A 12,269-nucleotide genomic window follows, 5' to 3' on the forward strand; every position below is an offset into this window, starting at 1 on the left:
CAAATGCATATCGTCGTCATCGGCCACGGAATGGTTGGCCACAAATTCGTCGACACCCTGGCGGCCAGCGGCCGCACGGACGTGCGCGTCACGGTACTGGGCGAGGAACCGCGCCCGGCCTACGACCGGGTCCACCTGTCGGAATTCTTCTCCGGGAAGACCGCGCAGGACCTGTCGCTGGTCGAGCCGGGCTTCTTCGACCGCGACGGCCTGGCGCTGCGCCTGAACGCCCAGGTGGTGGCGATCGACCGCGCCGCCAGGGTGGTGACCCTGGCGGGCGGCGAGGAAGTCGCCTACGACAAGCTGGTGGTGGCCACCGGCTCCTATCCCTTCGTGCCGCCGGTGCCGGGCTCCGACCGCAAGGACTGCTTCGTCTACCGCACCATCGAGGACCTGGAAGCGATGCAGGAATGCGGCGAGCGCTCGCGCACCGGCGTGGTGGTCGGCGGCGGCCTGCTGGGCCTGGAATGCGCGAAAGCGCTGCGCGACCTGGGCCTGGCGGCCCACGTGGTGGAATTCGCGCCGCGCCTGATGGCGGTGCAGGTCGACGATCCGGGCGCGCGCGTGCTGCGCACCCGCATCGAGGAACTGGGCGTGGGCGTGCACACGCAGAAGAACACCCTGGCCATCGTCGACGGCGAGGAGGCCACCCACCGCATGCAGTTCGCCGACGGCAGCCACCTCGAGACCGACATGATCGTGTTCTCGGCCGGCATCCGCCCGCGCGACGAGCTGGCGCGCACCTCCGGCCTCACCATCGGGCCGCGCGGCGGCATCGTGATCGACGACAGCTGCCTGACCTCCGACCCGCATATCTACGCGATCGGCGAATGCGCGCTGTGGAACGGCCAGCTGTTCGGCCTGGTGGCGCCGGGCTACGACATGGCGCGCACCGCCGCGCGCCACGTGCTGGGCACCGAAGCCGGCTTCACCGGCGCCGACATGAGCACCAAGCTGAAACTGATGGGCGTGGACGTGGCCAGCATCGGCGACGCCCATGGCGCAACGACGGGCAGCCGCAGTTACCAGTTCCTGGACGAGCGCAAGCAGATGTACCGCAAGATCGTGGTGTCCGACTGCGGCAAGTACCTGCTCGGCGCGGTGCTGGTGGGCGACGCCTCGCCCTACGGCAGCCTGCTGCAGACCATGCTCAACCGCATCGAACTGCCGGAAGCGCCCGAATTCCTGATCCTGCCGGACGGCGGCGGCGCGGAGCGCCCGGCGATCGGCGTCGACAAGCTGCCGGCCAGCGCCCAGGTCTGCTCGTGCAACGACGTCTCGAAGGGCGCCCTGTGCGCCGCGGTCGAAGGCGGCGCCGCCACGCTCGGCGAGCTGAAGAGCTGCACCAAGGCCGGCACCGCCTGCGGCGGCTGCGTGCCCCTGATGACCCAGGTGATGAACGCCGAGCTGAAGAAGCTGGGCGTGGCCGTCAATAATCACCTGTGCGAACACTTCCCGTATTCGCGCCAGGAGCTGTACCACCTGGTGCGCGTGGAAGGCATCAAGAGCTTCGGCGAACTGCTGGAGCGCCACGGCAAGGGCCTGGGTTGCGACGTCTGCAAGCCGACCGCCGCCAACATCCTGGCCTCGGTGTGGAACGACTTCGTGCTCAAGCCGAAGCACGCCAGCCTGCAGGATTCGAACGACTACTTCCTCGGCAACATCCAGAAGGACGGCACCTACTCGGTGGTGCCGCGCATGCCGGGCGGCGAAGTGACGGCCGACGGCCTGATCGCGGTGGGCATGGTCGCCAAGAAGTACGGCCTGTACACCAAGATCACCGGCGGCGCGCGGGTCGACATGTTCGGCGCCCGTGTCGAGCAGCTGCCCCTGATCTGGGAAGAGCTGATCGCGGCCGGCTTCGAATCCGGCCACGCCTACGGCAAGTCGCTGCGCACCGTGAAGTCCTGCGTCGGCTCGACCTGGTGCCGCTACGGCGTCGGCGACAGCATCGGCTTCGGGATCGCGCTGGAAAACCGCTACAAGGGCCTGCGCGCCCCGCACAAGATCAAGTTCGGCGTGTCGGGCTGCACCCGCGAGTGCGCCGAGGCGCAGGGCAAGGACGTGGGCCTGATCGCCACCGACAAGGGCTGGAACCTGTACGTGTGCGGCAACGGCGGCATGAAGCCGCGCCACGCCGAGCTGCTGGCCACCGACCTGGACGACGCCACCGCGGTGCGCCTGATCGACCGCTTCCTGATGTTCTACGTCCGCACCGCCGAGCGCCTGCAGCGCACCAGCGTGTGGCGCGAGAACCTGGAAGGCGGGCTGGAATACCTGAAGCAGGTGGTGGTCGAGGACAGCCTGGGCCTCGGCGCCGAACTGGAAGCGCAGATGCAGCACGTGGTCGACACCTACGCCTGCGAATGGAAGGAAGCCGTCACCGACCCGGCCGTGCGCAGCCGCTTCCGTCACTTCGTCAACAGCGAGCAGGGCGACGAGAACGTCGTGTTCGTGCCTGAGCGCGGCCAGATCCGCCCGGCCGCACCCGATGAACGCCGCCGCACCATTCCCATTGCCAGCGCCGCCTGAGCGCACGATTCTAGGAGAACGACATGCCCCGTGACCTTCAGCAGGATAACTGGACCGCGATCTGCGCCATCGACGAGATCGTCCCCGACACCGGCGTCTGCGCGCTGATGAATGGCCGCCAGGTGGCGGTGTTCCGGATCGGCGAAGAAGCGCCGCGCGTGTTCGCGATCGATAACTTCGATCCGAATTCGGCCGCGGCCGTGCTGTCGCGCGGCCTGGTCGGCAGCATCGGCGAGCGCATCGTGGTGGCCTCGCCGATCTACAAGCAGCATTTCGACCTCGAGAGCGGAGAATGCCTGGAGGCGCCGCAGCATTCCGTGACCAGCTACCCGGCCCGGCTGGAAGGGGGCAAGGTATGGATAGCGGCGTAAAACCCAGGCTGGTCGTGGTGGGCAACGGCATGGCCGGCATGCGCACCGTCGAGGAATTGCTGGCGCTCGCGCCCGGCATGTACGACATCACGGTGTTCGGCGCCGAGCCGCGCACCAACTACAACCGCATCATGCTCTCGCCGGTGCTGGCCGGCGAGAAGGACTTCGACGAGATCGTGCTGCACACGCGCGAATGGTATGCGGAGCACGGCATCACCTTGCACGCGGGCGACCCGGTGGTGGGCATCGACCGCCGCCGCCGCGTGGTGCGCGCGCAGTCGGGCTGCGAAGTCGCCTACGACCGGCTGCTGCTGGCCACCGGCTCCAGCCCCTTCATCATCCCGGTGCCGGGTTCGCAGCTGGCGGGGGTGGTCGGCTTTCGCGACCTGGACGACGTCGAGACCATGCTGCAGGCGGCGCGCCAGGGCGGCCGCGCGGTCGTGATCGGCGGTGGCCTGCTCGGGCTGGAAGCGGCCAACGGCCTGCTGCGGCGCGGCATGGAAGTCACGGTGGTGCACCTGACCGACAGCCTGCTCAACCAGCAGCTCGACAGCAGCGCCTCGCTGCTGCTCAAGGCGGCGCTGGAGCGCCGCGGCCTGCGCATCCAGCTGTCGGCCCAGACCGCCGCGATCCTCGGCACGGATAAAGTGGAGGGCGTGCGCTTCCAGGACGGCAGCGAGGCGCCCGCCGAGCTGGTGGTGATGGCGGCCGGCGTGCGTCCCAACGTCAGCCTGGCGCGCGAGGCCGGCCTGCACGTCGAGCGTGCGATCGTGGTCGACGACACCCTGCAGACCTACGACCCGCGCGTCTACGCCGTCGGCGAATGCGTCCAGCACCGCAAGAACACCTTCGGGCTGGTGGCGCCGATCTGGGACCAGGCGCGCGTGTGCGCGGCCCACCTGGCGGGCTTCGGCCACCGCCGCTACGTGCAGCAGGCCACCGCCACCAAGCTGAAGGTCACCGGCATCGACCTGTACTCGGCCGGCGACATCGTCGGCGGCGAGGGCAGCGAAGACCTGGTGCTGCGCGACCGCCGTTCCGGCATCTACAAGCGCCTGGTCCTGGCCGGCAACCGCGTCACCGGCGCGGTGCTGTACGGCGACGTGGCGGACGGTCCCTGGTATTTCGACCTGATCCAGCGCGGGGCCGATGTTTCCGGTTATCGCGACCGCCTGCTGTTCGGGCCTGCGCTGTGCGAGGCGCAAGCCGCGTGAAGGAGTGACGATGTTGAAGAAAGTGGAAGCGATCCGCACCACCTGCCCGTATTGCGGCGTGGGTTGCGGCGTCAAGGCCACGCCGCTGGGCGAGGGCGAGGCGAAGATCGAGGGCGACGAGGACCATGCGGCGAACCGGGGACGCCTGTGCGTCAAGGGTTCGGCGCTGGGCGAGACGCTGGGCCTGGACGGCCGCCTGCTGCATCCGGCCATCCGCGAGGAGGGCAAGCTGCGCCAGGCGGGCTGGGACGAGGCGCTGGACAAGGTCGCGGGCAGCCTGTCGCGCATCATCGCCGAGCATGGCCCGGACGCGGTGGCGCTGTACGTCTCCGGCCAGATCCTGACCGAGGACTACTACGTCGCCAACAAGTTCATGAAGGGCTATGTCGGCAGCGCGAACATCGACACCAATTCGCGCCTGTGCATGTCCTCGGCCGTGGCCGGGCACAAGCGCGCCTTCGGCGAGGACGTGGTGCCCGGCTGCTACGAGGACTTCGAGCTGGCCGACATGATCGTGCTGGTCGGCTCGAACGCCGCCTGGTGCCACCCGACCTTGTTCCAGCGCATCGTCAAGGCCAAGGAAGCGCGTCCCGGACTGCGCATCGTCGTCATCGACCCGCGCCGCACCGCCACCTGCGAGCTGGCCGACCTGCACCTGCCGGTCAAGCCCGGCGCCGACGTCGCGCTGTTCAACGGCCTGCTGGCCTGGCTGGCGCGCCACGGCGCAGCCGACCAGGCCTTCGTCGAGGCCCATACCGAAGGCCTGGAAGCGGCGCTGGCGGCGGCCGACGGCGAGCTGGAGGACGTGGCGCGCGCCTGCGGGCTCGATCCGGCCCTGCTGCGCGACTTCTACGAATCCTTCGCCGCCACCGAGAAAGTGGTGACCGCCTTCTCGATGGGCGTGAACCAGTCCACCAGCGGCACCGACAAGGTCAACAGCATCATCAACTGCCACCTGCTCACCGGCCGCATCGGCAGGCCCGGCATGGGGCCGTTCTCGCTGACCGGCCAGCCGAACGCGATGGGCGGGCGCGAGGTCGGCGGGCTGGCCAACATGCTGGCCGCCCACCTCGATATCGACAATCCGGCCCACCGCGAGGCCGTGCGCAGCTTCTGGAACGCCCCGCGCATCGCGCAGAAGCAGGGCCTGAAGGCGGTCGACCTGTTCCGCGCGGTGGAAGAGGGCAAGGTCAAGGCGGTCTGGGTCATGGCCACCAATCCGGTGGTCAGCATGCCCGACGCCGACCAGGTGCGGCGCGCGCTGGCGGCCTGCGAACTGGTGGTGGTGTCGGACGTGGTGGCGGGCACCGACAGCGCCGCCTTCGCGGACGTGCTGCTGCCGGCCCTGGCCTGGGGCGAGAAGGACGGCACCGTCACCAATTCCGAGCGCTGCATCTCGCGCCAGCGCGCCTTCCTGCCGGCGCCGGGCGAAGCGCGCGCCGACTGGGACGCGCTGTGCGGCGTGGCGAAGCGCATGGGCTATGAGGGCTTCGACTACGCCGGCGCCCACGAGATCTTCGACGAGCACGCGCGCCTGTCGGTGTGGCGCAATGCCGAAGACGGACATCCGCGCGCCTTCCGCCTCGATCCGCTGGTGGGAATGGACCGCGCCGCCTATGACGCGCTGGACCCGGTCCAGTGGCCGCTGCGCAGCCGCGGCGAAGGCACGGCGCGTCTGTTCGCCGGCGGCGGCTTCTCGCATCCGGGCGGCAGGGCGCGCTTCATCGCCACCGTGCCGCGCGCGCCGGTGAACGCACCCGGCGGCGAATTCCCGCTGGTGCTGAACACCGGCCGCCTGCGCGACCAGTGGCACACGATGACGCGCACCGGCAAGTCGCCGCGCCTGGCGGGCCACGCGCCCGAACCCTTCGTCGACCTGCATCCGCACGACGCCCTGCTGTGCGGCGTGCGCGAGGGCGAGCTGGCGCGCGTGACCAGCCGCTGGGGCGCCATGGTGGCACGCGTCGCCCATGGCGGCGGCATCGCGCGCGGGGCGGCCTTCGTGCCGATCCACTGGAACGGCCAGACCGCGTCCGATGCGCGCGTGGGCGCGCTGGTCAACCCGGAAGTCGATCCGGTCTCGGGCGAGCCCGAGTTCAAGCACACACCGGTGCGGATCGAGCCCTTCGGCGTGAACTGGCACGGCTTCATCCTGAGCCGCGACGAGCTCCAGCTCGAGCGGATCGCCAACTGGACCCGGGTGCGCGGCAGCGGTTTCCTGCGCTACGAGCTGGGCGGACGCGAACCGGTCTCGCCCGAGTGGGCGCGCGCGCTGCTGGGCGCGGACGAGGAGGCGGACTGGATCGAATACCAGGACAAGGCCGGGGGCATGCTGCGCGCGGCGCTGGTGGTCGACGGACGGCTGCAGGCCTGCGTGTTCGTGGCGCGCCGTCCCGATCTGCCGTCGCGCGCCTGGCTGGGCGGACTGTTCGCGCAGGAACTGCTGGACAGCGCCGACCGCGCGACCCTGCTGGCGGGCCGTGCGCCGGCCCTGGGACCGGATCCGGGACCGACCGTGTGCTCCTGCTTCGGCGTGGGACGAAATACGATCTGTGCGGCGATCCGGGACAAGGACCTGAAGACGGCGGGCGAGGTGACGGCCTGCGTGAAGGCGGGCGGCAACTGCGGCTCGTGCGTGCCGGAGATCAGGAAGCTGCTGGACGAAGTGCGCTGCGCGGAAACCTGAGGGTCCGCGGCTCCCGGACGCCGTTCCCGCCACTGGCGGCAACGGCGTCATGAAGCGACGGGCCAGGCGGAATCAGCGCAGCGTGCGCGCGAAGAACGCGTCGGTGCGGCCGTTGGCCAGGCGCGCGTCGGCATCGTCGTAGTGGTTGCCGCCCGGACGGGCGAAGGCATGATTGCGGCCCGGGTAGGTGTAGACCTCGACGTTCTCCTTGCCGGCCAGGGCGCCGGTGATCTTCGCCTGCGCCGCCTTGTCGATGTATTCGTCCTCGCCCGCCAGGTGGTAGAGCAGGGGGGCGCCGATATTCTCCGCCTCGTCCACGTACTTGTCGGTGCCGCCGCCGTAGTAGGCCGCGAAGGCGTCGGCATCGGTGCGCGCGGCGCTCAGGAAGGTCATCAGGCCGCCCAGGCAGTAGCCGGTGACGCCGACCTTGCCGCTGGCGTCGTCCATGGTGCGCACCGCGCTGATGGCGGCGGCGATGTCCTGCACACCCCGGTCGACGTCATAGGCCTGGTACAGGGCGATGCCCTTGGCCCAGTCGCCTTCCTTCGCTTCCGACATCGACAGTCCCGGCTCGGTGCGCCAGAACAGGTCGGGGCAGACCGCGATATAGCCTTTGCGGGCATAGTCGTCGGCGATCGAGCGGATGCCGGCGTTCACGCCGAAGATTTCCTGGATCACGATCAGGACCGGATGCGGACCGGGCGCGGCGGGGCGGGCAACGTAGCAGTCGAAGCTGCCGTCAGGCGTCTGGACAGTGAGTTTCTCGGACATGGTCTTCCTTTCTTGATGTGGAGTAAGAACCTGGTGCGGCAGGCGGCCGGCGCGGCCGGCCGTGTCAGCTTTGCATCATAGGTCCTTGTGCCGGATTGGAAAAGCCGCAAAAGGCGCATGCCGCCAGATGCGCAACATCGGCCGCCCCGGCATGCGCGGGACTGCCGCCCTGGCCGGAGGAGGGGGCCGGCCTGTCCGCCCGCCACATTCCCAGAAAGCTGCGATAAGGTTTGTCTTGATTGCAGGTCATTGCTTGCTCCTTGTCAGAACCCGCATTCTAGGGAGCCCTGCGCCGGCATTCTTGATATGACGAGACAAATGTTTTACTTTACGGGACATGCATGCAATGGTCCGTTCTTCCGGCGCCAGGGGATATTCCGAGCTGATGCGCAGCCTCGGCGTCGACCCCTTGCCGCTCCTGGCACGGCATGGCTTGCCGGCGGACCTGGGGCAGGACGAGGAAGCGATGATGCCGCTGCACGCCGTCGCCGCGCTGATGGAGGAGAGCGCGGCAGTGACGGCGTGCCCGGACTTCGGGTTGCGGCTCGCCGCCAGCCAGGACATCCGCATCCTGGGGCCGCTGGCGGTGGCCATGCAGCATGCGGCGAACGTGCGCGAAGCGGTCCTGACGGCGTCGCGTTACCTGTTCGCGCACAGTCCCGCGATCCAGCTGAGCATGGTCGAGGCCGGCTCCGCGGTCGAGCTGCGCATGGAGATCGTGCTGCCGCACACCCCGGTACGGCGCCAGACCCTGGACCAGAGCCTGGGCATCACGCACCGCATCGTGCAGTTCATTGCTGGCAGCAGCTACCAGCTGCTGGCGGTCACGCTGCCGCACAAGCCGCTGGCCGACCTCCGGGTCTACCGGCGCTTCTTCGGCGCGCCGGTCGATGCGGAGCATGAGCATGGCGCCCTGCTGCTCACGCCAGCCACGCTCACCAGCTCGCTCGCGAACGCCGATACGGCGCTGCGCGACATCGCGCTGGATTACCTGGGCCGGCTGTATGGCGACCCGAACCTGTCGACGGCGGACCGGGTGCGCCGGGCGCTGGGGACGACCCTGAGCAGCAACCGGGGCGACAAGGCGGCCATTGCCGGACTCCTGTTCCTGCACCCGCGCACCCTGCAGCGCCGGTTGGCGCAGGAAGGCGTGCATTTCGAAGACCTGCGCGACGAGGTGCGGCGCCAGTTCGCGCTGCATTACCTGAGCGAGACGCGCATCCCGCTGGCCCAGCTGGCCGGGCTGCTCGGCTTTTCCGACCAGTCGGTGCTGACCCGGTCCTGCCTGCGCTGGTTCGGCAGGACGCCCAGCAGGATGCGTCAGCCCATGTAGCCGCGACGCGGCATCTCGGCGCCAGGCTGGGGCTTCATGGCCGGTGTGTCGAGATGCCCAGGGGCAGGCCTCGAAGAAATGGAAAAAGCCGGATCGGCTGATGCCTGATCCGGCTTTTGGAATTCGTGGTCGGGGTGAGAGGATTCGAACCTCCGGCCTCTACGTCCCGAACGTAGCGCTCTACCGGGCTAAGCTACACCCCGACTGTTTGAGATGTCGTTTCCGACATCTCGGGAAGGCATTACTATAATTTGCGTTAGTGGTTCCTGTCAACAGCGAAACTGCAGAGCTGGAGCAGGCTGGACTTGTATTCGTTGTCCGGCAGGTCGGCGATGGCGTCGGACGCGCGCTGCGCCGCCTGCTCGGCCTGTTCGCGGGTGTAGGCCAGCGCGCCGCTCGAGGTGACCGCCGCCAGCACCGCGTCGAAGTGCTGTTCGTCGCCCTGTTCGATGCAGGTGCGCACCAGTTCGCGCTGCTCCGGGGTGCCGTGTTCCATCAGCCAGATCAGCGGCAGGGTCGGTTTGCCTTCGCGCAGGTCGTCGCCCAGGTTCTTGCCGATTTCGGCGGCGTCGCCCGCGTAGTCGAGCACGTCGTCGATCAGCTGGAAGGCCGTGCCCAGCGAGCGGCCGTATTCGCCGGCCGCCGCGATCTGCGCATCGCTGGCGCCCGCCACCAGCGCGCCCAGTTCGGCCGCCGCCTCGAACAGCTTGGCGGTCTTGGAACGGATCACATTCAGGTAGCTCGCTTCGGTCACGTCCGGATCGTGCATGTTCAGCAGCTGCAGCACTTCGCCTTCCGCGATCACGTTGGTGGCGTCGGACAGGATGCGCATGATGCGCATGTCGTCCAGGCCGACCATCATCTGGAACGAGCGCGTGTACAGGAAGTCGCCGACCAGCACCGAGGCCGCGTTGCCGAACAGGGCGTTGGCGGTCTGGCGCCCGCGCCGCATCGAGGATTCATCGACCACGTCGTCGTGCAGCAGGGTGGCGGTGTGGATGAATTCGATCAGCGCCGCCAGCTCGTGGTGGCCGGCGCCGCGGTAGCCGTAGGCGTTCGCCAGCAGCAGCACCAGCACCGGACGGATCCGCTTGCCTCCGGCGCTGATGATGTACTCGGAGACCTGGCTCACCAGGCTGACTTCCGAGTGCAACCGCTGTCGGATCACCTGGTTGACGGCCTCCATGTCGGTGGCGATCGAATGGGTGATGGAATTCTGTTGTGCGTGTGGGATAGCGGCTGACAAGGCGAACCTGCAATAAACAGTGAGTTTTATCAAGTGCCGCGATTATACGACATGCAAGCAGTACTCGTCCTGCCTAGAACTAAGCCGGTGTTCCGGCGGCAGCCCGCAGGGAAGGGCGGCCGCCGTTGGGCAGGCGCGACGCGCCACACTGATCCGTACTGCGTTTTGACGCATGGTAGCGATCCATGTATAATCCCCTGTTCCCCGGCATTCGAACAGTCCAGCGCTCTTGCGCCGTTGGGATTCTTTTAACATTTGATGAGGTTTCAATCATGTACGCGGTCATAAAAACCGGTGGCAAGCAATATAAAGTTGTCGCTGGCGAAAAACTCAAAGTAGAACAGATACCGGCAGACATTGGTTCCGAACTCACGATCGATCAGGTCCTCGCCGTTGGCGCGGGCGACAGCATCAAGTTTGGTGCTCCGCTGGTCGAAGGTGCGACGGTGCTGGTGAAAGTGGTTTCGCATGGTCGTCACGACAAGGTCCGTATCTTCAAGATGCGCCGTCGTAAGCACTACCAGAAGCGTCAGGGCCATCGCCAGAACTTCACCGAAATCCAGATCGTTTCGATCAACGGCTAATCACCGTCCGGTAACCCAAGTCATCAAGGAGCATTAAATGGCACACAAAAAAGGCGGCGGCACTACACGCAACGGCCGTGACTCAGAAAGCAAACGCCTCGGCGTGAAGGTGTATGGCGGCCAGGCGATCAACGCCGGCGGCATCATCATCCGCCAGCGTGGTACCCCGGTGCGCGCAGGCGCCAACGTCGGTACCGGCAAGGACCACACCCTGTTCGCCCTGGTGGACGGCAAGGTCAAGTTCGTCAAGCAAGGCGTCGGTTCGAAGCAGTACGTGACCGTCGTTGCTGACGAAGCAGTCGCAGCCTAATTTATTAGGTCACGCACGCGCCGCGCATGCGGCGCTCTTTGTAAGGCGCAAGCCTTCCATCGAAAGGCTCTGCCCAAGGTAGGGCCTTTTTAGTTTTTTGGCGGTCATCATGAAGTTTATCGACGAAGCAAGAATTGAAGTCATCGCTGGCGACGGCGGCAACGGGTGCGCCTCGTTCCGTCGCGAGAAGTTCCGTCCCTTCGGCGGTCCCGACGGCGGCGACGGCGGCAAGGGCGGCTCGATCTGGGTGGTTGCAGATCGCAACGTCAATACACTGGTCGACTTCCGCTACTCCAAGGTCCACAACGCCAAGAACGGCGAACCGGGACGCGGCTCCGATTGCTACGGCAAGGGCGCCGAAGACGTCTACATGCGCATGCCGGTGGGGACCCTGATCGTCGATGACGTCAACGGCGAGATCGTCGCCGACCTGACCGAGCACGGCCAGACCGAACTGCTCGCCAAGGGCGGCGAGGGCGGCTGGGGCAACATCCATTTCAAGACCTCGACCAACCGCGCGCCGCGCCAGAAGACCGAAGGCAAGGAAGGCGAGCGCCGCACCCTGCGCCTGGAGCTGAAGGTGCTGGCCGATGTCGGCCTGCTGGGCATGCCGAACGCCGGCAAGTCGACCTTCATCACGGCCGTCTCGAACGCGCGCCCGAAGATCGCCGACTACCCGTTCACGACCCTGCACCCGAACCTGGGCGTGGTCCGCGTGTCGCACGAAAAGAGCTTCGTGATCGCCGACATCCCGGGCCTGATCGAGGGCGCGGCCGAAGGCGCGGGCCTTGGCCACCAGTTCCTGCGCCACCTGTCGCGCACCGGTCTGCTGCTGCACATCGTCGACCTGGCGCCGTTCGAGACCAATGTCGATCCGGTCAAGGAAGCCAAGGCCCTGGTCAAGGAACTCGAGAAGTACGACGCCGAACTGGTCGACAAGCCGCGCTGGCTGGTGCTGAACAAGCTCGACGTGCTGGACGAGGCCGAGCGCAAGAAGCGCGTCAAGGACTTCGTCAAGCGCATGGCCTGGAAGGGCCCGGTGTTCGAGATCTCGGCCCTGAACCGCGAAGGCTGCCAGGACCTGGTCAATGCGATCTACCTGCACCTCGAAGAGAAGCGCCATACCGAGCACCGCGCCGAAGAGACCCAGATGACCGAGGAAGCGCGCGGCATCGCGTCGATCGATCCTGCCGATCCGCGCTTCAAGATCCTTGAAGACTGA

General features: G+C 67.5%; 10 protein-coding genes and 1 tRNA gene. 8 read left to right on the forward strand and 3 right to left on the reverse strand.

The features are described from left to right. The first annotated feature begins 3 nt into the window (after positions 1-3). From nirB to H162_RS0100770, 4 genes are read left to right on the forward strand one after another with little or no spacing between them, the layout of a single operon-like run. On the forward strand, positions 4-2,532 hold the full coding sequence (nirB, locus tag H162_RS0100755; protein WP_020651530.1) for a nitrite reductase large subunit NirB: 2,529 nt from the start codon (positions 4-6) through the stop codon (positions 2,530-2,532). 23 nt (positions 2,533-2,555) lie between these two features. Next, a complete protein-coding gene (gene nirD, locus H162_RS0100760; RefSeq protein ID WP_020651531.1) occupies positions 2,556-2,903 on the forward strand; it encodes a nitrite reductase small subunit NirD in 348 nt (115 codons plus the stop codon). Further along, on the forward strand, positions 2,888-4,117 hold the full coding sequence (locus H162_RS29830; RefSeq protein ID WP_084676889.1) for an NAD(P)/FAD-dependent oxidoreductase: 1,230 nt from the start codon (positions 2,888-2,890) through the stop codon (positions 4,115-4,117). Before nirD ends, H162_RS29830 begins: the two co-directional genes overlap by 16 nt. A gap of 10 nt (positions 4,118-4,127) precedes the next feature. Then, positions 4,128-6,803, forward strand: a complete 2,676-nt coding sequence (locus H162_RS0100770) for a nitrate reductase (protein WP_020651533.1) — start codon at positions 4,128-4,130, stop codon at positions 6,801-6,803. Positions 6,804-6,875: 72 nt separating this feature from the next. On the opposite strand, the gene H162_RS0100775 is transcribed toward H162_RS0100770, so the two are convergent. Next, a complete protein-coding gene (locus H162_RS0100775; protein WP_020651534.1) occupies positions 6,876-7,574 on the reverse strand; it encodes a dienelactone hydrolase family protein in 699 nt (232 codons plus the stop codon). Between the two features lie 346 nt (positions 7,575-7,920). Between H162_RS0100775 and H162_RS0100780 the strand changes: the two genes are divergently transcribed. Further along, positions 7,921-8,907 carry an AraC family transcriptional regulator gene (locus H162_RS0100780; RefSeq protein ID WP_020651535.1) on the forward strand — a complete coding sequence of 329 codons (987 nt, stop codon included), beginning with the start codon at positions 7,921-7,923 and terminating at the stop codon, positions 8,905-8,907. Positions 8,908-9,033: 126 nt separating this feature from the next. Here the strand turns inward: H162_RS0100780 and H162_RS0100785 are convergent. Continuing rightward, positions 9,034-9,110, reverse strand: a tRNA-Pro gene (locus H162_RS0100785). A 53-nt stretch (positions 9,111-9,163) separates the two neighbouring features. Further along, positions 9,164-10,153 carry an octaprenyl diphosphate synthase gene (gene ispB, locus H162_RS0100790; RefSeq protein WP_040786029.1) on the reverse strand — a complete coding sequence of 330 codons (990 nt, stop codon included), beginning with the start codon at positions 10,151-10,153 and terminating at the stop codon, positions 9,164-9,166. A 272-nt stretch (positions 10,154-10,425) separates the two neighbouring features. On the opposite strand from ispB, the gene rplU reads away from it, so the two are divergent. The 3 genes from rplU to obgE all read left to right on the forward strand — a co-directional run bounded on the left by rplU (position 10,426) and on the right by obgE (position 12,269). After that, complete coding sequence (rplU, locus tag H162_RS33015; protein WP_005668436.1) at positions 10,426-10,737, forward strand: 50S ribosomal protein L21; 312 nt, start codon at positions 10,426-10,428, stop codon at positions 10,735-10,737. Between the two features lie 37 nt (positions 10,738-10,774). Further along, positions 10,775-11,047: a 50S ribosomal protein L27 gene (gene rpmA, locus H162_RS0100800; RefSeq protein WP_026354077.1), complete on the forward strand. Its 273-nt coding sequence runs from the start codon at positions 10,775-10,777 to the stop codon at positions 11,045-11,047. A gap of 109 nt (positions 11,048-11,156) precedes the next feature. Further along, the gene (gene obgE, locus H162_RS0100805; protein ID WP_026354078.1) at positions 11,157-12,269 is read left to right on the forward strand and encodes a GTPase ObgE; all 1,113 of its coding nucleotides are present in this window, start codon (positions 11,157-11,159) and stop codon (positions 12,267-12,269) included.

It is taken from the genome of Massilia niastensis DSM 21313 (assembly GCF_000382345.1).
GTDB classification, from domain to species: domain Bacteria; phylum Pseudomonadota; class Gammaproteobacteria; order Burkholderiales; family Burkholderiaceae_D; genus Telluria; species Telluria niastensis.

What these genes read in the sequence shown, in the direction of transcription:
- nirB (WP_020651530.1), top strand. Translation starts at nt 4, where the DNA reads ATGCATATCGTCGTCATCGGCCACGGAATGGTTGGCCACAAATTCGTC.
- nirD (WP_020651531.1), top strand. Translation starts at nt 2,556, where the DNA reads ATGCCCCGTGACCTTCAGCAGGATAACTGGACCGCGATCTGCGCCATC.
- H162_RS29830 (WP_084676889.1), top strand. Translation starts at nt 2,888, where the DNA reads ATGGATAGCGGCGTAAAACCCAGGCTGGTCGTGGTGGGCAACGGCATG.
- H162_RS0100770 (WP_020651533.1), top strand. Translation starts at nt 4,128, where the DNA reads ATGTTGAAGAAAGTGGAAGCGATCCGCACCACCTGCCCGTATTGCGGC.
- H162_RS0100775 (WP_020651534.1), bottom strand. Translation starts at nt 7,574, where the DNA reads ATGTCCGAGAAACTCACTGTCCAGACGCCTGACGGCAGCTTCGACTGC.
- H162_RS0100780 (WP_020651535.1), top strand. Translation starts at nt 7,921, where the DNA reads ATGGTCCGTTCTTCCGGCGCCAGGGGATATTCCGAGCTGATGCGCAGC.
- rplU (WP_005668436.1), top strand. Translation starts at nt 10,426, where the DNA reads ATGTACGCGGTCATAAAAACCGGTGGCAAGCAATATAAAGTTGTCGCT.
- rpmA (WP_026354077.1), top strand. Translation starts at nt 10,775, where the DNA reads ATGGCACACAAAAAAGGCGGCGGCACTACACGCAACGGCCGTGACTCA.
- obgE (WP_026354078.1), top strand. Translation starts at nt 11,157, where the DNA reads ATGAAGTTTATCGACGAAGCAAGAATTGAAGTCATCGCTGGCGACGGC.